The 23,922-nt window shown below is 57.2% G+C and carries 22 protein-coding genes and 1 riboswitch; of the genes, 9 read left to right on the forward strand and 13 right to left on the reverse strand.

Going from position 1 to position 23,922, the window contains the following annotated elements; genetic code table 11:
• The 8 genes from ftsI to leuO form a co-directional block, all read right to left on the reverse strand.
• Positions 1-1,244 (reverse strand): peptidoglycan glycosyltransferase FtsI (gene ftsI, locus ACK5JN_RS06375; RefSeq protein WP_416869383.1); only part of this gene is annotated, 1,244 nt, incomplete at its 3' end.
• Positions 1,245-1,259: 15 nt separating this feature from the next.
• Positions 1,260-1,625 (reverse strand): cell division protein FtsL, encoded by a 366-nt coding sequence (ftsL, locus tag ACK5JN_RS06380; RefSeq protein WP_035893020.1) that lies wholly within the window; start codon positions 1,623-1,625, stop codon positions 1,260-1,262.
• Positions 1,622-2,563 (reverse strand): 16S rRNA (cytosine(1402)-N(4))-methyltransferase RsmH, encoded by a 942-nt coding sequence (rsmH, locus tag ACK5JN_RS06385; protein ID WP_416869384.1) that lies wholly within the window; start codon positions 2,561-2,563, stop codon positions 1,622-1,624. Before rsmH ends, ftsL begins: the two co-directional genes overlap by 4 nt.
• 2 nt (positions 2,564-2,565) lie before the next feature.
• Positions 2,566-3,024 (reverse strand): division/cell wall cluster transcriptional repressor MraZ, encoded by a 459-nt coding sequence (mraZ, locus tag ACK5JN_RS06390; RefSeq protein ID WP_416869385.1) that lies wholly within the window; start codon positions 3,022-3,024, stop codon positions 2,566-2,568.
• 593 nt (positions 3,025-3,617) lie between these two features.
• The gene (gene cra / locus ACK5JN_RS06395) at positions 3,618-4,622 is read right to left on the reverse strand and encodes a catabolite repressor/activator (protein WP_416869386.1); all 1,005 of its coding nucleotides are present in this window, start codon (positions 4,620-4,622) and stop codon (positions 3,618-3,620) included.
• Between the two features lie 252 nt (positions 4,623-4,874).
• A complete protein-coding gene (gene ilvN, locus ACK5JN_RS06400; protein WP_035893016.1) occupies positions 4,875-5,366 on the reverse strand; it encodes an acetolactate synthase small subunit in 492 nt (163 codons plus the stop codon).
• Positions 5,367-5,368: 2 nt separating this feature from the next.
• The gene (gene ilvI / locus ACK5JN_RS06405) at positions 5,369-7,093 is read right to left on the reverse strand and encodes an acetolactate synthase 3 large subunit (protein WP_416869387.1); all 1,725 of its coding nucleotides are present in this window, start codon (positions 7,091-7,093) and stop codon (positions 5,369-5,371) included.
• Positions 7,094-7,482: 389 nt separating this feature from the next.
• On the reverse strand, positions 7,483-8,454 hold the full coding sequence (gene leuO / locus ACK5JN_RS06410) for a transcriptional regulator LeuO (protein ID WP_416869388.1): 972 nt from the start codon (positions 8,452-8,454) through the stop codon (positions 7,483-7,485).
• 602 nt (positions 8,455-9,056) lie between these two features.
• Here leuO and leuL point away from each other — a divergent pair.
• From leuL to leuD, 5 genes are all read left to right on the forward strand, one after another.
• The gene (gene leuL, locus ACK5JN_RS06415; RefSeq protein ID WP_100249930.1) at positions 9,057-9,143 is read left to right on the forward strand and encodes a leu operon leader peptide; all 87 of its coding nucleotides are present in this window, start codon (positions 9,057-9,059) and stop codon (positions 9,141-9,143) included.
• A gap of 90 nt (positions 9,144-9,233) precedes the next feature.
• Positions 9,234-10,805, forward strand: a complete 1,572-nt coding sequence (gene leuA, locus ACK5JN_RS06420) for a 2-isopropylmalate synthase (RefSeq protein WP_416869389.1) — start codon at positions 9,234-9,236, stop codon at positions 10,803-10,805.
• Positions 10,805-11,896 (forward strand): 3-isopropylmalate dehydrogenase, encoded by a 1,092-nt coding sequence (leuB, locus tag ACK5JN_RS06425; RefSeq protein ID WP_163448264.1) that lies wholly within the window; start codon positions 10,805-10,807, stop codon positions 11,894-11,896. The genes leuA and leuB overlap by 1 nt, the downstream gene beginning before the upstream one ends.
• Before the next feature lie 2 nt (positions 11,897-11,898).
• Entirely contained in the window at positions 11,899-13,299 is a 1,401-nt protein-coding gene (gene leuC / locus ACK5JN_RS06430) for a 3-isopropylmalate dehydratase large subunit (RefSeq protein ID WP_416869390.1), read from the forward strand.
• A gap of 10 nt (positions 13,300-13,309) precedes the next feature.
• A complete protein-coding gene (leuD, locus tag ACK5JN_RS06435) occupies positions 13,310-13,915 on the forward strand; it encodes a 3-isopropylmalate dehydratase small subunit (RefSeq protein WP_416869391.1) in 606 nt (201 codons plus the stop codon).
• A gap of 45 nt (positions 13,916-13,960) precedes the next feature.
• Here leuD and idnR read toward each other — a convergent pair whose 3' ends face one another.
• The 5 genes from idnR to sgrT form a co-directional block, all read right to left on the reverse strand.
• Positions 13,961-14,953 carry a DNA-binding transcriptional regulator IdnR gene (idnR, locus tag ACK5JN_RS06440; RefSeq protein WP_416869392.1) on the reverse strand — a complete coding sequence of 331 codons (993 nt, stop codon included), beginning with the start codon at positions 14,951-14,953 and terminating at the stop codon, positions 13,961-13,963.
• Between the two features lie 82 nt (positions 14,954-15,035).
• Entirely contained in the window at positions 15,036-16,319 is a 1,284-nt protein-coding gene (locus ACK5JN_RS06445; protein ID WP_416869393.1) for an MFS transporter, read from the reverse strand.
• A 58-nt stretch (positions 16,320-16,377) separates the two neighbouring features.
• Entirely contained in the window at positions 16,378-17,142 is a 765-nt protein-coding gene (idnO, locus tag ACK5JN_RS06450; RefSeq protein WP_416869394.1) for a gluconate 5-dehydrogenase, read from the reverse strand.
• A gap of 198 nt (positions 17,143-17,340) precedes the next feature.
• Positions 17,341-18,519, reverse strand: a complete 1,179-nt coding sequence (locus ACK5JN_RS06455) for a sugar efflux transporter (RefSeq protein ID WP_416869395.1) — start codon at positions 18,517-18,519, stop codon at positions 17,341-17,343.
• An 87-nt stretch (positions 18,520-18,606) separates the two neighbouring features.
• The gene (sgrT, locus tag ACK5JN_RS06460) at positions 18,607-18,759 is read right to left on the reverse strand and encodes a glucose uptake inhibitor SgrT (protein WP_416869396.1); all 153 of its coding nucleotides are present in this window, start codon (positions 18,757-18,759) and stop codon (positions 18,607-18,609) included.
• A gap of 87 nt (positions 18,760-18,846) precedes the next feature.
• Here sgrT and sgrR point away from each other — a divergent pair, with 87 nt between their 5' ends.
• The 4 genes from sgrR to thiQ all read left to right on the forward strand — a co-directional run bounded on the left by sgrR (position 18,847) and on the right by thiQ (position 23,918).
• Entirely contained in the window at positions 18,847-20,502 is a 1,656-nt protein-coding gene (sgrR, locus tag ACK5JN_RS06465) for an HTH-type transcriptional regulator SgrR (RefSeq protein ID WP_416869397.1), read from the forward strand.
• A gap of 35 nt (positions 20,503-20,537) precedes the next feature.
• Positions 20,538-20,636: riboswitch (TPP riboswitch) on the forward strand.
• Positions 20,637-20,666: 30 nt separating this feature from the next.
• On the forward strand, positions 20,667-21,650 hold the full coding sequence (gene thiB / locus ACK5JN_RS06470; RefSeq protein WP_416869398.1) for a thiamine ABC transporter substrate binding subunit: 984 nt from the start codon (positions 20,667-20,669) through the stop codon (positions 21,648-21,650).
• Positions 21,626-23,236, forward strand: a complete 1,611-nt coding sequence (thiP, locus tag ACK5JN_RS06475) for a thiamine/thiamine pyrophosphate ABC transporter permease ThiP (RefSeq protein ID WP_416869399.1) — start codon at positions 21,626-21,628, stop codon at positions 23,234-23,236. The genes thiB and thiP overlap by 25 nt, the downstream gene beginning before the upstream one ends.
• Positions 23,220-23,918: a thiamine ABC transporter ATP-binding protein ThiQ gene (gene thiQ, locus ACK5JN_RS06480; protein ID WP_416869400.1), complete on the forward strand. Its 699-nt coding sequence runs from the start codon at positions 23,220-23,222 to the stop codon at positions 23,916-23,918. Before thiP ends, thiQ begins: the two co-directional genes overlap by 17 nt.
• Positions 23,919-23,922 lie beyond the last annotated feature (4 nt).

Raw genomic sequence — 23,922 nt, forward strand, 5'->3', positions numbered from 1 at the left:
AAGGTGGCCCTCTCTATGTCAGACCACCGTTGTTTTTGAGGATATAAGCCACTGCGTTCTCCGACCAACCCCAAATTGGTCGCTTTTCCCAGCCCAAAACGTGAGTAAGTATCTACTAACGCTGAGGACGGCATCGCTAACGCCAGCTTGGAAACACCGACGTTACTCGACTTCTGTAGTACCCCGGTCAGGGTCAATTCGCTGTAGCGCGCCACGTCTTTGATTTCGTGGCCGTTAATACGGTAGGGAATGGTATTCAGCACGGTGTTTTCACGCACCACACCGCGCTGCAGCGCGGTCATCACCACCATCGGTTTGACGGTTGAACCCGGTTCGAAGACGTCGGTAATCGCCCGGTTACGCATGGTGTCTTTGGCCGTGCCGGTGAAGTTGTTCGGGTTGTAGGACGGGCTGTTGGCCATCGCCAGCACTTCACCGGTGCTGACGTCAACCAGCACGGCGCTGCCGGACTCCGCTTTGTTAAACGCCACGGCGTTGTTCAGCTCGCGGTAAACCAGCGCCTGCAGGCGTTCGTCGATGCTCAGCGCGAGGTTATGCGCCGCCTGGCTGTCGGTGGAGGAGATATCTTCAATCACCCGGCCATAGCGGTCTTTACGTACGATACGCTCGCCCGGCTGGCCGGTAAGCCATTTATCGAAGCTTTTTTCAACCCCTTCAATCCCCTGGCTGTCAACGTTGGTGAAGCCAATGAGGTGAGCGGTTACTTCGCCTGACGGATAGTAACGACGCGATTCTTCGCGCAGGTGAATGCCGGGAAGCTTCAGCTTTTTGATGTAGTCGGCCATATCAGGGTTCACCTGACGCGCCAGATAGATGAAGCGCATGCGCGGGTTGGAGTTGATGCGGTTCGCCAGCTGATCCAGCGGCATGTTCAGCGCATCGGCCAGCGCCTTCCAGCGGTTATTCAGCACCACGCCGCCCGCTTCGTGCAGCTCTTTCGGGTCGGCCCAGATGGCTTTCACCGGCACGCTCACCGCCAGCGGGCGGCCAGAGCGGTCGGTAATCAGACCACGAGACGTTGAGACCTGCTGGACGCGTAGAGAGCGCATGTCGCCTTCGCGCACCAGCTTATCAGGGGCAATAATTTGCAACCAGGCCGCGCGCCCCAGCAGGAACGCGAGCGCCATAAAAATACAGCCGCAAAGCAACGCAAAACGCCAACTGATAAAGTTGGCCTGTTCTTCCTGACGTTTTGGCTTAAGCGTTTTTGCCGCCGGTTTCATGCGTTGCAATAATCCTTATTTCTGAACAACAATGTTTTCTTTTGATGGATCAACATGTTGCATCTGCAACTTTTCTGTTGCGATACGTTCGACGCGGCTGTGATCGCCGAGAGCATTCTCTTCGAGGATCAGATTTCGCCATTCAATGTCTAATGCATCACGCTCCAGCACCAACTGTTCTCGTTGGGCCGTTAACAGGCGGGTATGGTGCGCGGTGGTGACCACCGTGACCGCCGTAACAATAATGCAAATGAACAGACAGAGTGGCAGCTTCCCGAACTGCAAAAGGTCGTCGCGAATAACGCCAGGCAAGGCATGACGTTCGCCATTTCCTAACGACCCGGTTACTTTGCTTAGGGCCTCTGTCACTCTGCCGATCATGCGTTCGTCCTCTCTGCGATTCGCAGAACTGAACTACGAGCTCGTGGGTTCTCAGCCACTTCTTCTTCGCCCGGCATCAACTTGCCTAACGCTCGTAAATGACGGCCACCCAGTTTCCTGAGTTGCTCTTCGGTCATCGGGATCCCCGCCGGAACCTGTGGACCGCGGCTCTGCTCGCGCATAAAGCGCTTCACGATGCGGTCTTCCAGCGAATGGAAGCTGATGATGGAAAGCCGCCCACCCGGGGCCAGCACGCCAAGCGAGCTTTTTAGCGCCTGCTCTATCTCCTCCAGCTCACTATTCACCCAAATGCGCACCGCCTGGAAGGTACGGGTCGCGGGGTGTTTGAATTTGTCTTTCACCGGCATAGCGGCGGCGATCACTTCCGCCAGCTCTTTGGTGCGGGTCATCGGCTCAACGCGGTTGCGCTCAACGATGGCGCGGGCAATACGCTTGCCAAAACGCTCTTCGCCAAAGGTTTTAATCACCCAGGCGATATCCGCTTCTTCCGCCGTTTGCAGCCATTCAGCGGCAGACTGGCCGCGAGTTGGGTCCATACGCATGTCCAGCGGGCCATCGCGCATAAACGAAAAGCCGCGCTCGGCGTCGTCAAGCTGCGGGGAAGAAACGCCAAGATCGAGAAGAATCCCGTCGATCTTGCCAACGAGATCGCGCTCGGCGACGTAGTCCGCCAGCGCAGAGAAAGGGCCATGCACGATGGAAAAACGCGGATCGTCGATGGTCTTCGCCACCGCAATCGCTTCAGGATCGCGATCGATAGCGATCAGGCGCCCCAGCTCGCCAAGCTGCGAGAGGATCAGGCGCGAGTGACCGCCGCGGCCAAAGGTGCCGTCAATATAGATACCGTCAGGACGGATATTCAGGCCGTTAACGGCCTCGTCCAGCAGTACCGTGGTGTGTTTAAAGTTTTCCATCATATTTATAAGGACAAATCCTGCAATCGCTCCGACAGCGCCCCTGAAGCAGATTGCTCAGCGTCGATATCTTCCTTGACCCGTTGATACCAGGCCGTCTCATCCCACAGTTCAAACTTGTTGAACTGCCCGACCAGCATCACTTCTTTGGTCAATCCGGCGTGTTGCCGTAAAACCGGCGCGATTAACAACCGCCCGGCATTATCCATCTGACATTCGCTGGCATGCCCTAACAGCAGCCGCTGCACGCGGCGCTCGACGGGATTCATGCTCGACAAACGCGATAGCTTTTGCTCGATAATTTCCCATTCGGGCAGAGGATAAAGCAGCAGGCAGGGGTGATGGATGTCAATGGTACAAACCATTTGACCGGTAGCACTCTCGATCAGCGTGTCCCGATATCGGACAGGGACGGCTAAACGCCCTTTGCTGTCGAGATTGACTAACGTTGCCCCTCGGAACATGCCAGCCTCACCCCTTATTACCACTTTAACCCACAAATTCCCACTCAAAGGAGTTTACGGAGCAGAGGAAAAGCTTGTCAAGCCAGCATGAATGCCAACGGAGCCCAAAATACCGCTATTTAAGGCCGACAATAGCTCTGATTAAAAATCACCCAACAGACGAGGCAAATTAACGTCATGAATACCCGCAAGAAAAATACAAAGGGTTTCACATCACGTTAACGCGACTAAATATCATCAAAAGAATATATAAAGTGTCAGTTTGCGACGCGAGCGGCATTTTAGGACATTATGATGCGCGTTAACAGTCCTCTGTGGCGCGCCCTGGAGGGGAATGGCAACACAGCGGCTCGCCCATTCTGGTAGAGGGGTTGAGAAGTGTTTGTTATTTCGGCAATCCGCGCTTCGAATGTAACAAAATAATACACGAACAATATATTTTTACTTTGCGTTCACAATAATAAGAGCTGGAGAGAGTCGAAATGAGCGCTATTTAATAGAAAGCTAACCATAATGAGGAATTATCTGAATATCCACACCAGAATAATGTTTTAGTCGATGAAGGCGACATTTCGCCGCCCCCATCGCAAAAATTATCGACGGCTGAGGCTACCGCGACGGTACAGATTACGACGAATACGGCTCAGGCCCGGTTTCGGCTTGCGCGGTTCATCCAGGCTTGCCAGCACAATCTCCAGCACGCGTTCGGCCACATCGCGGTGACGCTGCGCTACCGCCAGCACCGGGCACTGCAGGAAATCGAGCAGTTCGTTGTCGCCGAAGGTGGCAATCGCCAGATCGGTCGGCAGCTTACCCTCACGACGCAGCGTAACGTCCATCACGCCCTGTAGCAGCGCAAACGAGGTGGTAAACAGCGCCTGCGGCATCGGGTGCGTCTCCAGCCATTTCTCGAACAGCAGCGCCGAGGCTTCGCGTTCATAGCTATTGGCGTAGAGGAAGTGCACATCACGCGGATCGTCTTTCCAGGCGGTGCGGAAGCCCTGCTCACGCAGATAGCTGACTGACAGCTCCGGTAACGCACCGAGGTAAAGGACGGTTTCCGCCGGGAAGGTACGCAGCTCGGCGGCGAGCATTTCCGCGTCGTCCTGGTCGGCGCCCACGACGCTGGTGAAGTGCTCGCGATCCAGCGCGCGATCCAGCGCGACAATCGGGAACGAATCGTTGGCCCAGCGCTGATAGAACGGGTGCTCCGGCGGCAGCGAGGTAGAGACAATGATCGCATCAACCTGACGCTGCAGCAGATGCTCAATGCAGCGCATCTCGTTATCCGGCTGATCTTCTGAGCAGGCAATCAGCAGCTGATAGCCGCGCTGGCGCGCCTGGCGCTCAAGATAGTTGGCGATGCGGGTATAGCTGGTGTTTTCCAGATCCGGGATGACTAACCCGATGGAACGCGTGCGTCCTGCACGCAGCCCGGCGGCGACCGCGTTGGGATGGTAGTTGTGCTCGCGCACCACGGCCATCACTTTTTCGACCGTTTTGTCACTGACGCGGTACTGCTTCGCTTTGCCGTTAATCACATAGCTGGCGGTGGTTCGGGAAACACCGGCAAGCCGGGCGATCTCATCCAGTTTCACAATTACCCCTTGCTTTATAAGTATAATCCGTAACATCTAAACGCAGAATGATCCGATCGGCAATAGGTTTTGTTCGCACTTATTGCTGATTTCGCAAAAAAAAGCCCGACATTGGGCCGGGCTACGATTAAGCGATGAGTTGTAGGCCGGATAAGCGAAGCGCCATCCGGCAGAACCGCGCAAGTTGCCGGATGGCGGCGTAAACGCCTTATCCGGCCCACCGTTGCTGGTTACGGCTTCAGGACAACACGATTAACGCATTATCTTGTCGCCGCGCGACAGCCCCACCACGCCGGAGCGCGCCACCTCAACAATTCTGGCCACGTCGCGCAGCGACGCGAGGAAGGCATCCAGCTTATCGCTGGTGCCCGCCAGCTGGACGGTATAAAGCGACGGCGTGACGTCAATAATCTGCCCACGGAAGATCTCCGTGTTGCGTTTGACCTCGTCACGGCCATAGCCGCTGGCCTGCACCTTCACCAGCATAATTTCGCGTTCAACGTGCGCCCCCTGCCCCAGCTCGTTCACCCGCAGCACGTCCACCAGCTTATGCAGCTGCTTTTCGATCTGCTCGATGGTCTTCTCGTCGCCGACCGTCTGAATGGTCATGCGCGACAGCGTCGGGTCGTCGGTTGGCGCGACGGTCAGGCTCTCAATGTTGTAGCCACGTTGGGAAAAAAGCCCAATCACGCGCGACAGCGCCCCGGACTCGTTTTCCAGCAGTACAGATAATATCCGGCGCATAATCAGGTTCTCTCCGTTTTGCTCAGCCACATCTCGTCCATTGCCCCGCCGCGAATCTGCATCGGGTAAACGTGCTCGCTCCCGTCGACGGCGACATCGACAAACACCAGGCGGTTATTGCGCACCTGCTCCAGCGCCTCGGCCAGCTTGCTCTCCAGCTCGTCCGGGCGGGTAATTCGAATACCGACGTGACCATAGGCTTCCGCCAGGCGCACAAAATCCGGCAGCGACTGCATATAGGACTGCGAATGGCGGCCGGAGTAAATCATGTCCTGCCACTGTTTCACCATCCCCAGATAGCCATTATTCAGGTTCAGCACCAGCACCGGTAGCTCGTACTGCAGCGCGGTGGAGAGCTCCTGAATATTCATCTGGATGCTGCCATCGCCGGTCACACAAATCACCGTCTCCTGCGGCAGCGCCATTTTCACCCCCAGCGCGGCGGGCAGGCCGAAGCCCATGGTGCCCAGCCCGCCGGAGTTGATCCAGCGGCGTGGCTTATCAAACGGGTAGTACAGCGCGGCAAACATCTGATGCTGACCGACGTCGGAGGTCACGTAGGCGTCGCCGCCGGTGAGCTTCCAGATGGTCTCCACCACCGCCTGCGGCTTAATTTGCTCGCTCTTATCGTCGTACTTCAGGCAGTGACGAGCGCGCCACTGTTCGATCTGCTGCCACCAGTCGCGAATGTCGTCCAGCGGCTGCGCGGCGCTTTCCTGATCCAACAGTTCCAGCATTTGATCGAGCACCAGACCGGCATCGCCGACGATCGGAATATCCGCCGGAACGGTTTTGGAGATCGACGTGGGATCGATATCTATATGCAGCACCGTGGCGTCCGGGCAGTACTTCGCCAGATTGTTGGTGGTGCGATCGTCAAAGCGCACGCCGACGGCAAAGATCACGTCGGAATGATGCATGGTCATGTTGGCTTCATAGGTACCGTGCATGCCCAGCATGCCCAGTGCCTGACGGTGGGTGGCCGGGAAGCCGCCCAGCCCCATTAACGAGGAGGCCACCGGCAGGTTCAGTTTTTCAATCAACGTACGTAGCTGCGGGTGACATTCTGCATTCACCACCCCGCCACCGACGTAAACGACCGGCTTTTTCGCGGCGATCAGCGTTTGCAGCGCGCGCTTAATCTGTCCTTTGTGACCGGTGGTGGTCGGGTTGTAAGAGCGCATGCTGACCGCATCCGGCCAGACGTACGGCAGTTTGTTCGCCGGGCTGAGGATATCTTTCGGCAGATCGACAACCACCGGCCCCGGACGGCCGCTGGCCGCCAGCCAGAAGGCTTTCTTCAACACCCCTGGAATATCTTCGGTCTGTTTCACCAGGAAGCTGTGCTTGACCACCGGGCGGGAGATCCCGACCATGTCGCACTCCTGAAACGCGTCGTAGCCAATCAGCGAGGTAGCAACCTGGCCGGAAAGCACCACCAGCGGGATAGAGTCCATATAGGCCGTTGCAATCCCGGTAATGGCGTTGGTCGCGCCCGGGCCGGAGGTCACCAGCACCACGCCCACTTCGCCGGTGGCGCGCGCCAGGCCATCCGCCATATGCACCGCCGCCTGTTCGTGGCGAACCAGCACGTGATCGATGCCGCCGACCGTATGCAGCGCGTCATAAATATCGAGGACCGCACCCCCCGGGTAGCCAAATACCTGCTTTACGCCCTGATCGATTAACGATCGGACGACCATCTCGGCTCCTGACAACATCTCCATGATTTGCCTCCAGGCTTCTCTTTCTTGATGACCGGGGAACTCATTTTCCGGCGGTCATGCGTCGACGGCGCGTCTGCTATCCACCGGCGCTGAATTAAGGTCACGACCTAACATAACCGCTCGCCACCAGGCAGGCAATTCACCCATCCAGCGTAGGCGCAGTCCCTAAAAGAGAAAAACTAAAGCGAAAAGGGAAAATGATGGAGGATTACTTCAACGATAAGAAAAGGAGAGCGTAGATACTCGGGGGAATGGCGGCATTACAGCAAAACCTGCATTTTTCATTTTATCCGTGCGGATACAGCCACCGTATAATAGTAGAATATTTTAAATTTTATCAAATTTACAAAATAAACAGGATGCTAATGCATCCTGTTTATCGCTACGCCTTATTGCTGACGGCAGGCATTCACCAGCAGCTCTTCCATCCACTGATGGCCTTTATCGCGGCCCGCCGCTTCATGCCAGGAAAGATAGCAGGTACGGCTATTTAGCTTCATCGGCAGCGGTAATACCTGCAGGCTAAGCTGCTCGGAAAACTCCTCCGCTAAACGGCGAGGCGCAATGGCGACCAGATTGGTCTGGGAAACCACATTTAATACGCTGACCAGCGCCATCCCCTGATAGGCAATGCGGCTTTGTTTATCCACCGAGTCGTACCACGGCTGGCTAAATGAAGCGTAGCGATCCAATGAAACCACCGCGTGCTCTTCCTTATAAAGTTCCGATTCCGAAACCAGACCACACATTCGCGGATGATTCTTACTGGCCACCAGAACCATTTCGTCATTAAATAATGGGACGCAGGCAAATTCCGGGCGACGGAACTCTTCATAGCCCAGGACAAACTCAATTTCCTGATAACGCAGCTGATGTTCTGTATTCTGATTTAAGGATGACTTAAACACCATGTGAATATGTGGCGCGACTTCATTCACCTTATTTAAGATGATAGAGGTCAGATAATTATCCAGCGGGCTGCAAACGCACAGATTAAATACCCGCTCGCTGCTTAACGGTTCAAAACCTGAGCCTGGCAGTTCATTTTGCACCAGCTGTAGCGCCTGACGAATGGAGCCAAACAGCTGGAACGCGCGGGCGGTAGGCTGGATGCCGCGACCGTAACGAACAAACAGTTCGTCGTTAAACATCACCTTCAGACGGGCTACGGCATTGCTGACCGCCGGCTGTGACATCCCCAGCATATGCGCGGCGCGGGTAATATTTTGCTCCTGCATCACCGCATCGAATACGGTCAATAAATTTAAATCAACCATTCGCAGCTGCGGTTTGGTTGTTTCATTCGTTGATACTCGCTGCTTCTCCGGCGCGCTAATAACGTTCTCAGACTCCATTGTCATACAAAACTCCCTTTGCGACTTCGCAATAATATGTTGAAGCTATATGATTTACCATGCATATAAAATCCAAGAAAGAGAATTCAATAAAAATAGGAATATATAAAGATGCAGAAGAGAGTCTTTTATAGAATAAAAGTCGCTCTCATTTATATCACCAAACTAATGACATATAGTTTACCCATAGATCGTACGAATACACAACAGACAGAAAAAGACCGAAAAAAAGAGGTTTTATAAAATTGTTTTATTTCCCACCATTCAAGAATTAACATTTTTGCATCAGCATTCGTCATTTTATATTCACAGGCGCAGGTGCATTAAAAAATTAATCCAATATTATCATAATGATAGATGTCGCATTCAGAAGTGACAAAGGCATGAACGTTTACGATGATTCGTGTTTAAATGCGACAAAATATTAAAATCGTGAATTAGCAAAACGCACGTTCAACTATAAAGTGAGACATTCGTCAGCACAATTAGCTAATTCACTCGGTCATTCTGCCTGACCAAAGCGTCCTCTTTTCTCCCTTCAGGGTTGACATCAGAAAGCATATCCAGTACCACTAAAAGCATATCGAATTCATCTGGAGAATGATGACATGTTCCGCACCACTCGCTTCAACGGCCTACTACTACTAAACGCCTCTTCTGTGCGCGGTAGGCTGGTGTGCGACGTTCAGCGTTAGTCATCATCAGTAAAACTATAAACCCGCGCCACTGCGCGGGTTTTTTTATGCTCGTTGCAAGGCGCCCCAAGTTAACCAAGGACCTAAACCATGAGCCAGCAAGTCATTATTTTTGATACGACCTTACGTGATGGTGAACAGGCATTACAGGCAAGCCTGAGCGTTAAAGAGAAGCTGCAGATTGCTTTCGCCCTCGAGCGTATGGGCGTTGACGTGATGGAAGTCGGGTTTCCGGTCTCTTCTCCGGGCGATTTCGAATCCGTACAGACCATCGCGCGCAACATTAAAAACAGCCGCGTCTGCGCGCTGGCTCGCTGCGTAGAGCAGGATATCGATGTCGCGGCCGAATCGCTGAAAGTGGCGGAGGCCTTCCGTATTCATACCTTTATTGCCACCTCGCCGATGCACATCGCCACCAAGCTGCGCAGCACCCTGGACGAAGTGATTGAGCGTGCGGTCTATATGGTGAAGCGGGCGCGTAACTACACCGACGACGTCGAGTTCTCCTGTGAAGATGCCGGCCGTACGCCAATCGATCAGCTGGCGCGCGTGGTCGAAGCCGCCATCAACGCGGGCGCCACCACCATCAACATCCCGGACACCGTCGGCTATACCCTGCCGTTCGAGTTCTCCAACATCATTACCGGCCTGTATGAACGCGTGCCGAATATCGACAAAGCGATTATCTCCGTTCACACCCACGACGACCTGGGCATGGCGGTGGGTAACTCGCTGGCCGCGGTCCACGCAGGCGCACGCCAGGTGGAAGGCGCGATGAACGGCATCGGCGAGCGCGCGGGTAACTGCTCGCTGGAAGAAGTCATCATGGCGATCAAAGTGCGCAAAGACATCATGAACGTGCAGACGCGCATCAACCACAACGAAATCTGGCGTACCAGTCAGACCGTCAGTCAGATCTGCAACATGCCGATCCCGGCTAACAAAGCCATCGTCGGTACCGGCGCTTTCGCCCACTCTTCCGGTATCCACCAGGACGGCGTGCTGAAGAACCGCGAAAACTACGAAATCATGACACCGGAATCTATCGGCCTGAACCAGGTGCAGTTGAACCTGACCTCCCGTTCTGGCCGCGCTGCCGTGAAGCACCGTATGGAAGAGATGGGCTACAAAGATACCGATTACAACATGGACCACCTGTACGACGCGTTCCTGAAGCTGGCGGACAAAAAAGGCCAGGTATTCGATTACGACCTGGAAGCGCTGGCGTTCATCAACAAGCAGCAGGAAGAGCCGGAGCATTTCCGTCTGGACTACTTCAGCGTGCAGTCCGGCTCCAGCGATATCGCCACTGCGTCCGTGAAGCTGGCCTGCGGTGAAGAAACCAAAGCCGAAGCAGCGAACGGTAACGGCCCGGTCGACGCCATCTACCAGGCCATTAACCGTATCACCGGCTATGACGTCGAACTGGTCAAATACGATCTGAACGCCAAAGGCCAGGGCAAAGACGCGCTGGGCCAGGTGGATATCGTGGTGAACTACAACGGCCGCCGCTTCCACGGCGTGGGCCTGGCGACGGATATCGTCGAATCCTCCGCCAAAGCGATGGTGCACGTGCTGAACAACATCTGGCGCGCTGCCGAAGTTGAAAAAGAATTGCAACGCAAAACTAAGAATAAAGAAAACAACAAGGAAACCGTGTGATGTCGAAGAATTATCATATTGCTGTGTTACCAGGTGACGGTATTGGCCCGGAAGTGATGGCACAGGCATTGAAAGTCCTGGAAGCCGTGCGTCAACGTTTTGATATGCGCATTACCACCAGCCACTACGACGTCGGCGGCATTGCTATCGACCGCCACGGCGAACCGCTGCCGCAGGCAACGGTAGACGGCTGCGACCAGGCCGATGCCATTCTGTTTGGCTCCGTCGGCGGCCCGAAATGGGAAAACCTGCCGCCGAACCAGCAGCCGGAGCGCGGCGCGCTGCTGCCGCTGCGTAAACACTTCAAGCTGTTCAGCAACCTGCGTCCGGCGAAGCTGTACCAGGGGCTGGAAGAGTTCTGCCCGCTGCGCGCGGACATCGCGGCTAACGGCTTCGACATCCTGTGCGTCCGCGAACTGACCGGCGGCATCTACTTCGGACAGCCGAAGGGCCGCGAAGGCAGCGGCCAGCACGAGAAAGCGTTTGATACCGAGGTGTATCATCGCTTTGAGATCGAGCGTATTGCTCGCATCGCCTTTGAATCCGCACGCAAGCGTCGTCACAAAGTGACCTCGATTGATAAATCCAACGTGCTGCAATCGTCCATTCTGTGGCGTGAAATCGTCAGCGAAATTGGTAAAGAGTATGCGGACGTTGAGCTGGCGCACATGTACATCGACAACGCCACCATGCAGCTGATTAAAGACCCATCGCAGTTTGACGTCGTACTGTGTTCGAACCTGTTCGGCGACATCCTCTCCGACGAGTGCGCGATGATCACCGGCTCGATGGGCATGCTGCCGTCCGCCAGCCTGAACGAAGAAGGCTTTGGCCTGTATGAACCTGCGGGCGGCTCCGCGCCGGATATCGCCGGCAAGAATATCGCCAACCCGGTGGCGCAGATCCTGTCGCTGGCGCTGTTACTGCGCTACAGCCTGGACGCCAACGACGCGGCCACCGCCATTGAAAGCGCCATCAACCGCGCGCTGGAAGAAGGCGTACGTACCAGTGATTTAGCCCGCGGCGGCGCGGCGGTCAGCACCGATGAAATGGGCGATATCATTGCCCGCTATGTTGCCGAAGGGGTGTAACCATGGCGAAGACCTTATACGAAAAGTTGTTTGATGCCCACGTGGTCTATGAAGCGCCGAACGAAACGCCGCTGCTGTACATCGACCGCCATCTGGTGCACGAAGTCACCTCGCCGCAGGCGTTTGACGGCCTGCGCGCGCACAACCGCCCGGTACGTCAGCCGGGTAAAACCTTCGCCACCATGGATCACAACGTCTCCACGCAGACCAAAGACATCAACGCCTCCGGCGAGATGGCGCGTATCCAGATGCAGGAGCTGATTAAGAACTGCAACGAGTTTGGCGTTGAGCTGTATGACCTGAACCACCCGTACCAGGGCATCGTGCACGTGATGGGACCGGAACAGGGCGTCACCCTGCCGGGGATGACCATCGTCTGCGGCGACTCCCACACCGCCACCCACGGCGCGTTTGGCGCGCTGGCGTTCGGTATCGGCACCTCTGAAGTGGAGCACGTGCTGGCGACCCAGACCCTGAAACAGGGCCGTGCCAAAACCATGAAGATTGAAGTGAACGGCAAAGCCGCGCCGGGCATCACCGCTAAAGACATCGTGCTGGCGATTATCGGTAAAACCGGCAGCGCCGGCGGCACCGGGCACGTGGTGGAGTTCTGCGGCCAGGCGATTCGCGACCTGAGCATGGAAGGCCGCATGACCCTGTGCAACATGGCGATTGAACTGGGCGCGAAAGCGGGCCTGGTCGCGCCGGACGAAACCACCTTCAACTATGTGGAAGGCCGTCTGCACGCGCCGAAGGGCAAAGATTTTACCGATGCGGTAGCGTACTGGAAAACCCTGAAAACCGACGACGGTGCGACCTTTGATAGCGTTGTCACTCTGCAAGCGGAAGAGATTGCGCCGCAGGTCACCTGGGGCACCAACCCGGGCCAGGTTATCTCCGTGAATGACAACATTCCGGATCCGGCGTCCTTCAGCGATCCGGTTGAACGCGCCAGCGCCGAAAAAGCGTTGGCCTATATGGGCCTGACGCCGGGGATCCCGCTGACCGACGTGGCGATCGACAAAGTGTTTATCGGATCCTGTACCAACTCGCGTATCGAAGATCTGCGCGCGGCGGCGGAAATCGCCAAGGGCCGTAAAGTGGCGCCGGGCGTGCAGGCGCTGGTGGTGCCAGGCTCCGGCCCGGTGAAAGCGCAGGCGGAAGCTGAAGGTCTGGATAAGATCTTTATCGAAGCCGGTTTTGAATGGCGTCTGCCGGGCTGCTCCATGTGCCTGGCGATGAACAACGACCGCTTAGAGCCGGGCGAGCGCTGCGCGTCCACCAGCAACCGTAACTTTGAAGGCCGTCAGGGCCGCGGTGGCCGTACGCACCTGGTCAGCCCGGCGATGGCGGCAGCGGCCGCGGTCACCGGCCATTTCGCCGACATTCGTAGCATCAAATAAGGAAACCATCATGGCAGAGAAATTTACCCAACATACGGGACTGGTGGTGCCGCTGGATGCCGCGAACGTCGATACCGATGCCATCATCCCGAAACAGTTTTTGCAGAAAGTGACCCGCACCGGCTTTGGCGCGCACCTGTTTAACGACTGGCGCTTCCTCGACGATAAAGGCGAGCAGCCGAACCCGGCGTTCGTACTGAACTTCCCGGAATACAAAGGGGCGTCCATTCTGCTGGCGCGTGAAAACTTCGGCTGCGGCTCATCCCGTGAGCACGCGCCGTGGGCGCTGACCGACTACGGTTTTAAAGTGGTCATTGCCCCAAGCTTCGCCGATATCTTCTACGGCAACAGCTTCAACAACCAGCTGCTGCCGGTGACCCTGAGCGATGCGCAGGTGGATGAAATGTTCGCGCTGGTGAAAGCCAACCCGGGCATTAAATTTGAAGTGGATCTGGAAGCCCAGGTGGTGAAAGCAGGCGATAAGTCGTACAGCTTTAAAATCGACGACTTCCGCCGCCACTGCATGCTCAACGGGCTGGACAGCATCGGCCTGACCTTGCAGCACGAAGACGCTATCTCGGCCTACGAGAATAAACAGCCGGCGTTTATGCAGTAATCTCTCCCGCTGGTCACCGCACGGTGGCCAGCCTCTTCTTCCCGCCTACAGCGTATCGCCGTAATAGATTTGGTAACCGAGGTTAACGCTGCCCGGCGCATCTTTACCGTTCAAACGCTTAATCAGAATATCCGCTGCCGTTTTGCCAATCTCAAAGCGCGGCGTAATCACGCTGGCAATTTTTTGCAGCCGTGCGCGGCCTATTTCCAGCCCGTGGAAACCGGCAATCGCCATTTTCCCCGGCACGTCGAACTGCTGCGCCTGACACTCCAGCAGCACGCCAACCGCCAGGTCATCGTTGGTGCAGAAAATAGCGTCAATCTCCGGTTTTTCCGCCATCGCCTGCTGGAACATTTTGCGCCCCAGTGCCACCGAAGAGATGGTTTTCGGCGCCAGATGATAGGCTTCAAGCCCCTGTGCCGCCAGCGCCTTCTCGGCGCCACGATAACGGCTAAGGTCGCGGGGGTCATCCATCGAACCAAAGAACGCAATGCTGCGTTTACCGCTGTCGATAAAGGCCTGCGTCATTTCGTACGCCGCTTTTTCGTTATCAAAGCCCACCTGGATATCCAGATACTGGCCGCTAATATCCATCAGTTCTGCCACCGGAACGCCGCTGGCGCGCACGTACTGCACCATCCGTTCGGTATGCAGTTTTCCCGTGAGGATCAGACCGTCGATATTGTAGGAGAGCAGATTCAGCACCTCGCGCTCTTCACGCTCGGCGTCATATTCGTAGTTGGCGATCAGCGTCTGGTACTGGCTGGCCGAGGTGACGGATTCAATCCCCGCCAGCACGTCGGCAAAGATCTGATTACGGAACGAAGGGATCAGCACGCCGATGGTTTTGCTGCGGGCGTTGAGCAGAATTTCCGGGGCGCGGTTGGGAATGTAGTTGTTCTCTTCCATGACTTTCGAAATCAATTCACGGCTACGCTGCGACACCTGATTGGGGTCGCGCAGATAACGGCTGACCGTCATCTTATTCAGCCCGGCCAGCGCGGCAATATCCTGTAATGTCATCCGATTGTTTTTCATGAGGTTCTCTACGACCAACAGCCCATTATGCTCGCAGAGAACCTTATCACAGCCGGTTAGCGACTGCACTCCTCGCTCAACCTTAACGCGTAGCCATCTCAGCCGACGGCGACATGGTTTCATTTTGCGCGCGAACGCAGTACATCAGCACCACCGATGCCAGCAGGGCAATCGCCATAAAGGTGTAGGAGACGCCCGGCCCGCCGGTCACGCCGTTGAGATAACCCACCAGCCACGCGCCGAGGAATGCGCCCAGCGCGCCGAAGCTGTTGATCATCCCCATCGACACGCCGGAGACGTTGCGCGGCAACAGTTCAGGGATCAGCGCGAAGAACGGCCCGTAAGGCGCATACATACAGGCGGCAGCCACGACCAGCAGCGCGTAGGAGAGCCAGAAAGACTGATTACCCAACATCCACGAAGCAAAGAAGGCAATAGCGGCAATCAACAGCAGCGGCCAGATAAACAGCTTACGGTTCTGGAACTTATCGGACAGCCAGGAGACGGTCAGCATCAGGCAGATTGCCGCCAGATACGGCACCGCCGCCAGCCAGCCGACCGCCACGATATCCATCTGCGCTGCGTTTTTCAGAATCGACGGCATCCACATCATGAAGCCATACACGCCGATGCTCCACAGCGCATGCACCGCGCAGAGCATAATCACGCTGCGTGAACGCATTGCTTCACCGTAGTTACGCATCGGCTTGATATCGCGCTGCTCACGATCCATCGCCTGCTGTAACGCCTCTTTCTCCTGCGCGCTTAACCAACCGGCATCCGCCGGTTTATCACGCACCAGAATCACCCAGCAGAACGCCCAAATCACCGCCGGAATGCCTTCGAAAATAAACATTTCACGCCAGCCCCAGGCTTCAATCAGATAGCCGGAGACAATCGACATCCACAGCACCGTCACCGGGTTACCGAGGATCAAAAAGGTATTGGCGCGCGAACGTTCGGTTTTGGTAAACCAGTTGCTGATATAAATCAGCATCGCGGGCATCACCGCCGCCTCGACGATCCCAAGAATAAAGCGGATCGCCATCAGCGTGGGAATGTTACTCACAAAACCGGTCGCCGCGGCGCAGAGCCCCCAAAGGATCAGGCTGCAAAAGATCATTTTGCGCACGCTATGCTTGACGGCATACATCGCGCCCGGCACCTGGAAGAAGAAATAGCCCAGGAAGAACAGCGCGCCAATTAACGATGCGGTTCCCTGAGTAATTCCTAAATCATGTTCAATACCGGCGGCAGCTGCAAAGCCGTAATTGGCGCGGTCGAGATAAGCTAAGCTGTAGGTAATAAAAATAATCGGCATTAAATACCACCAGCGACGCGCCGGCAGTTTTGCGAGCATATTCATACTCACTCCTTGGATTATTGTTTTATCTTTCAGGCCGCGCGTTGCGGCCCATTATGGTTCAGACCGCGGCCAGCATGCCGCCGTCGACAAACAGAAGATGTCCATTAACAAAGTCAGAGGCCGGTGCGGCAAGATACACCGCCGCGCCAATCAGCTCTTCCGGATTACCCCAGCGGGCGGCGGGCGTGCGCTGGAACAGCCAGGCGGAGAACGCCTCATCGTTGACCAGCGCGGTGGTCATCTCCGTGGCGAAATAACCGGGGGCAATGCCGTTGACCTGAATATTGTATTCCGCCAGTTCCACGCACATCCCACGGGTTAACATTTTGACCGCGCCTTTTGACGCCGCGTACGGAGTAATGGTTTTGCGGCCTAACTCGCTCTGCATCGAGCAGATATTAATAATCTTCCCGCGGCGGCGTTGCACCATGTAGCGGGAAACCTGCTGTGACACCAGAAAGACCGATTTCTGGTTTACATCAATCACTTTGTCCCACTCCGCTTCCGGGAATTCAGTGAAAGGATAACGACGCTGGATACCGGCGTTGTTAATCAAAATATCAATGGCACCCACTTCCCTTTCGATTTGCGCGATGGCGCGCGCCACCTCTTCCCCATTAGTGACGTCAAAACCGTAACCAACCGCGCGATAGCCCTCGGCCACCAGCTTGTCCGCCGCCGCCTGCGCCCGCTGCTGGGTGATGTCATTAATCACAATTTCCGCGCCGTGCGCCGCCAGACCGCTGGCCAGCAGGTTGCCAATACCCTGCGCGGAGCCGGTAATCAGCGCGCGTTTACCGCTCAGGTCGAATAGGTTTTTCATTAAAAAACTCCTTTTTTTGATAACTGTTACGCGTAACTGTATGCGCGTAACAGTAGAAAAAAGAAGATCCTGGAAGGGGAAAATGATCGTTATGTGATCAGGTTTGCATTTACTTGCAAGATGAGAAAGAGAGGAACAGCGCTGGCCAGGCACGTAGCCCAGCCAGGCACAATGATGCCGAAAAAGCCTCAGCGCGTGTTAGACGTCCTTAACCCGCGCCGTCATCGCCAGCGTTACCACCGAAATCCCGGCAATCACCCAGTACACCGAGAAGTGGCCAAAGCTCTGCGCCAGCGCGCCCTGCACAATCCCGGCCAGGATCACCCCGGTCGAAATGCTGTTGGTAAACAGCGTGGTCGCCGCCCCGGCGCGACCCGGCATCAGATCCTGGAACCACAGCATGCCAATCCCGGCGACGATACCGATAAACACCGCGTTAAACAGCTGTAATATCAGCAGCGCGGTATGGCTGTGGAAGAAGATCAGCCCGACGTAGAACAGCACCCCGGCGGCCACCGCGGTGACCATCATCCGGCGCTTACCAAAGTGCTTCACGTAGTAGCCCGCCAGGATCATCGCCGGAATTTCCAGCCCGGCGGCGGTGCCCATCAGGATCCCCGCCAGGCTGTCAGGCAGGCCGAGATCGCTGCTGATCCACAGCGGCATGTCGATGATATACATGGTGTTACAGGTCCACATCAGCGTTGAAGCGATAAACAGCATCCGCACGTTGCCGTCTTTCCAGCCGCTAATCTGATTCTGCACGACGTCCGCGGGCTGCTCGACCCGCGCCACCGAAGGGAGCGTGAGCGCAATCAGCGTCAGGCTGATGGCGAAAATGCCCGCCGCGATGGCAAACATGGCGGTAAAGCCGTAGTTCAGCGCCAGCATAAACGCCAGCGGCGGGCCAATCACCCACGCCAGCGACAGCTGGGCACGCATCACCGAGCTAAACATCACCACCTCGCGCGCCGAGCTGTCGGCGTACTCACGGGCGAGCGCAAACAGCTGCGGCATCGCGGCGTTGGCGATGGATGCCAGCATCACGCCGCAGGTAATCAGCGTCAGGTAGTGGCGGTTGAAGGCAAACAGCAGCGCGTTACCTACCGCCATCAGGCAGCAAAACATGATCAGCTTGCGTCGGTCGCCCCGGCTGTCGGATCGCCTGGCCAGCGCCAGGCTTCCCGCAATCCCGGCGATCGCGTTAACGGTGTAAAACAGGCCGACCCAGAACGGCTGGACGCCCACTTCACGGCTGAGAAACAGGCTCAGCGTCGGCGCCTGTAGCGCTCCCGCTACGCCCATCATAAATGCCACCAGCATAAAAGCGGCGTATACACCGTTGAGACGTCGTCCCATCGTCATTAACCAGAGCATGTGAAATCCTTTAAGCACGCGAAAGAATAAAAAAAGCCAGCAGATAATACCTGCTGGCAAATACTCAGTCACACATGATTAGGCGAATTAATGCTCAGAGGCCGATTTCGTAACTTCCCACTGCATCAGAGAGTTCAGCACTTCAAGCCGCTGTGCCGTCGCCTGGCGGGCCAGCCAGGAAACATTTTTGGTCGCTGCGAAATAACGCTGGTAAAACTGATGGATGGTAGACCTCGTCATAGACACCTCCTCGCTTCATCGAAATCCATTATTGGCCTAATATAGGGATTAATAAATTGCTGAGTTTTTATCAGGAGTTCCCCTTTTATGCCTTCAGGTCGCCTACAGCAGCAGTTCATCCGTTTATGGCAGTGCTGCGAGGGAAAATCGCAGGAGACGACGCTTAACGATCTGGCGGCGCTGCTGAGCTGTTCACGCCGCCATATGCGGACATTACTCAACACCATGGAGGCGCGCGGCTGGCTCACCTGGGAGGCGGAGGCCGGGCGCGGCAAGCGTTCCAGGCTCACGTTCCTCTATACCGGGCTGGCGCTACAGCAGCAGCGTGCGGAGGATCTGCTGGAGCAGGATCGGATCGATCAGCTGGTCCAGCTGGTCGGCGATAAAGCGGCGGTACGCCAGATGCTGGTGTCGCATCTCGGGCGCAGTTTCCGCCAGGGGCGGCACATTCTGCGGGTGCTTTACTATCGCCCGATGCACAACCTGCTGCCGGGAACCGCGCTCCGGCGCTCGGAAACCCACATCGCCCGGCAGATTTTCAACGCCTTAACGCGGGTAAATGAGGCAAATGGGGAACTGGAAGCCGATATTGCACACCATTGGCAGGAAATTTCCCCCTTACACTGGCGATTTTATTTGCGTCCCGGCATCCATTTTCATCACGGACGCGAACTGGAGATGGAAGACGTCATCACCTCGCTGGAGCGCAGCATGACGCTGCCGCTGTTTTCCAACATCACGCAGATCCACTCTCCCACCGCCTGGGTGCTGGACGTGCATCTGGCGGAAGCCGACCGCTGGCTGCCGTGGCTGCTGAGCCAGGTGTCGGCGATGATCCTGCCGCGTGAGTGGCAAACGCTGCCTGATTTCTCGCGCATGCCGGTGGGCACCGGGCCGTACGCGGTCGCGCGCAACAACCTTAACCAGCTGAAGATCCTCGCTTTTGACGATTATTTTGGCTTCCGGGCGCTGATTGACGAAGTTAACGTCTGGGTACTGCCGGAAATCAGCGAGGAGCCGAACGGCGGCTTGACGCTGGAGGGGTCGACCCAGAGCGAAAAAGCGGTCGAGAGCCGGCTGGAAGAAGGCTGCTACTACCTGCTGTTCGATGCCCGCAGCAGGCTGGGCAGCAACCCGACGGTACGCCAGTGGCTGAGCCACGTGTTTCATCCCAATAATCTGCTGTACCGCGCGGGCGAGCAGCATCAGAGCCACTGGTTCCCGGCCTACGGCCTGCTGCCGCGCTGGCACCACGCGCGCAGCCGCGCCTGTGAAAAACCGGCCGGGCTGGAGTCCGTCACCCTCACCTATTATCGGGATCACGTCGAGCACCGGACCATCGGCCAGATTATGGAAGCCCTGCTGGCCGAACATCATGTCAAACTCAACATTCAGGAAGTGGACTACGACGAATGGCACCGCGGCGAGGAGGTCAGCGATATCTGGCTCAACAGCGCCAACTTCACCCTGCCGCTGGATTTTTCGCTGTTCGCCTATCTGTATGAAGTACCGCTGATTCGCCACTGTATTCCTATCGACTGGGAGCAGGACGCGCAGCGCTGGCGAGCGGGCGACCTGCCGCAGGCCGACTGGTGCCAGCAGCTGCTGGCCAATCAGTGCGTCGTGCCGCTGATTCACCACTGGCTGATGCTGCAAGGCCAGCGCAGTATGCGCGGAGTGCGGATGAATACGCTGGGCTGGTTTGACTTTAAATCCGCGTGGTTTGCGCCGCCGAATCCATAGGGCTTTTGATTTATTCACGTAATCATTACAATGTGCCGTTCTCAACGGGGTGCTGCGTGAAATGCGTGGCTGAGAGAGACCCGTCGAACCTGATCCGGATAATCCCGGCGAAGGGATTTGAGGCTATCTCAAAATCCTTTGCCACCCATTTACTGAGGTGCAAAGTGCTCAAAAAATTACTTCCCCTGCTGGTGCTGGCTGCCGCGCCAGCGTTCGCTAAACCCGTCCTGACGGTCTACACCTACGACTCCTTCGCCGCCGACTGGGGCCCAGGCCCGGCGGTGAAAAAAGCGTTTGAAGCCGACTGCGGCTGCGAGCTGAAGTTCGTGGCGCTGGAAGACGGCGTCTCGTTGCTCAACCGTCTGCGGATGGAAGGGAAAAACAGCAAAGCGGACGTGGTGCTGGGGCTGGATAACAACCTGCTGCAGGCGGCGACCGACACCAAACTGTTTGCCAAAAGCAACGTACCGGCCAGCGCGGTGAACGTGCCGGGCGGCTGGACCAACGACACCTTCGTGCCGTTCGACTACGGCTACTTCGCCTTCGTCTACGACAAAAACAAGCTGAAAAACCCGCCGAAAAGCCTGAAAGAGCTGGTTGAAAGCGCTCAAAAATGGCGCGTTATCTACCAGGATCCGCGCACCAGTACGCCGGGCCTGGGCCTGCTGCTGTGGATGCAAAAAGTGTACGGCGATAAAGCGCCGGAAGCCTGGCAGAAACTGGCGGCAAAAACCGTTACCGTCACCAAAGGCTGGAGCGAAGCCTACGGCCTGTTCCTGAAAGGCGAAGGTGACCTGGTGCTGAGCTACACCACCTCGCCGGCCTATCACATCATCGAAGAGAAGAAAGACAACTACGCGGCGGCGCCGTTTGCCGAAGGCCACTACCAGCAGGTGGAAGTGGCGGCGAAAACCGCCGCCAGCAAGCAGCAAAAGCTGGCGGACCAGTTCCTCAACTTTATGGTTTCTCCGGGTTTCCAGAACACTATCGCCACCGGCAACTGGATGTATCCGGTCACTCAGGTCACCCTGCCGGAAGGCTTTAACGGCTTGGTGAAACCGCAGACCGCGCTCGAGTTCACGCCGCAGCAGGTCGCCAGCGAACGTCAAAACTGGATTAATACATGGCTCCGCGCCGCCAGCCGCTAATCCCCGGTTGGCTCTACCCAGGGCTGACGGCCACCGCGCTGATGGTGGCCGTCGCCCTGGCGGCATTTCTGGCGCTGTGGCTCAACGCACCCGAAACGTCGTGGTCAACGCTGCTCGGCGATAGCTACCTGTGGCACGTGGTGCGCTTCTCCTTCTGGCAGGCGTTTCTCTCGGCGCTGCTGTCGGTCATACCGGCGATTTTTCTCGCCCGCGCGCTGTACCGACGGCGTTTCCCCGGCCGTCAGCTGCTGCTGCGCCTGTGCGCCATGACGCTGATCCTGCCGGTGCTGGTCGCGGTATTTGGCATTCTTACCGTTTACGGTCGTCAGGGATGGCTGGCGCAGCTGTACGCCTGGCTCGGCTGGCAGTGGACGTTTTCCCCCTACGGCCTGCAGGGCATTTTGCTGGCGCACGTCTTTTTCAACATGCCGATGGCCACCCGCCTGCTGTTGCAGGCGCTGGAACAGATCCCCGGCGAGCAGCGCCAGCTGGCCGCCCAGCTTGGGATGCGCGGCTATCCGTTTTTCCGCTACGTGGAATGGCCGTGGATGCGGCGACAGATTCTGCCCATCGCCACGCTGATTTTCATGCTGTGCTTCGCCAGCTTCGCCACCGTGCTGTCGCTGGGGGGCGGGCCTTCCGCCACCACCATTGAGCTGGCGATCTACCAGGCGCTGAACTTCGACTACGATCCGGCGCGAGCGGCGATGCTGGCGCTGATTCAGATGACCTGCTGCCTGGCGCTGGTGCTGCTTAGCCAGCGCATGAGTCGCGCCATCGCCGTCGGCAATACCCAGGTTCAGGGCTGGCGCGACCCGGACGATCGCTGGCACAGCCGCATCGCCGACGCCGCGCTGATCCTACTAACGCTGCTGTTACTGCTGCCGCCGCTGCTGGCGGTGGTGGTGGACGGCATTCATCCGTCGATGCTCTCCGTCTTTCGCCAGCCGATTTTATGGCAGGCGCTGGGTACGTCGCTGCGTATTGCTCTCGCCGCCGGGTTGCTTTGCGTTATGCTGACCATGATGCTGCTGTGGAGCAGCCGCGAGCTGCGGGCCCGCAACCAGCCGCTGGCTGGGCAGACGATGGAGCTGAGCGGGATGCTGATTCTTGCCATGCCGGGCATCGTGCTGGCCACCGGCTTCTTCCTGCTGCTTAACAACACCGTCGGCCTGCCCGACTCCGCTGACGGGATCGTGATCTTCACCAACGCGCTGATGGCGGTGCCCTACGCGCTGAAGGTGCTGGAAACGCCGATGCGCGATATTACCGCGCGCTACAGCACGCTGTGTGATTCACTCGGGCTCTCCGGTTTTAACCGCCTGCGGGTGGTGGAACTGCGCGCCCTGAAGCGCCCGCTGGCGCAGGCGCTGGCCTTTGCCTGCGTGCTGTCGATCGGCGATTTCGGCGTGGTGGCGCTGTTCGGCAACGAGAATTTCCGCACCCTGCCGTTTTATCTCTACCAGCAGATTGGCGCCTACCGCAGCCAGGACGGCGCGGTGACCGCGCTGATTCTGCTGCTGCTCTGCTTCCTGTTATTTACCGTGATTGAAAAGTTACCCGGACGCCATGCTAAAACTGAATGATGTGACCTGGCTGTATCAGCACCTGCCGATGCGCTTTAGCGCCACGATTGCGCAGGGCGAAAAAATCGCGGTCCTCGGCCCGAGCGGCGCGGGTAAATCCACGCTGCTGAATTTAATCGCCGGTTTTTTAACGCCGGACAGCGGCACCATCATGCTGGAAGGCCGCGTACACACCACCACGCCGCCGTCGCAGCGCCCGGTGTCGATGCTGTTTCAGGAAAACAATCTCTTCAGCCACCTGACGGTGCGCCAGAATATCGGACTGGGGATGAGCCCGCGCCTGAAGCTCAACGCCGACCAGCAGCGCAGGCTACAGGTCATCGCCGGGCAGATGGGGATTGAATCGATGCTGGAGCGGCTGCCGGGCGAACTCTCCGGCGGCCAGCGGCAGCGCGCCGCGCTGGCCCGCTGCCTGGTGCGTCAGCAGCCTATTCTGCTGCTTGATGAGCCCTTTTCCGCGCTCGACCCGGCGCTGCGTCAGGAGATGCTGCTGCTGGTAGACGACGTGTGCCAGCGCCAGAATCTGACGCTGCTGATGGTGTCGCACAGCGTTGAAGACGCGGCGCGAATTGCGGAGCGGGCGATGGTGGTGGCGGAAGGGCGTATCGCCTGGGATGGCGATACGCAGCAGTTATTAAGCGGGAAAGCCAGCGCGTCCGCGCTGCTCGGCATTCGTGCGTAATGTT

The organism is Kluyvera sp. (assembly GCF_047971185.1).
In the GTDB taxonomy this organism is placed as follows: Bacteria; Pseudomonadota; Gammaproteobacteria; order Enterobacterales; family Enterobacteriaceae; genus Kluyvera.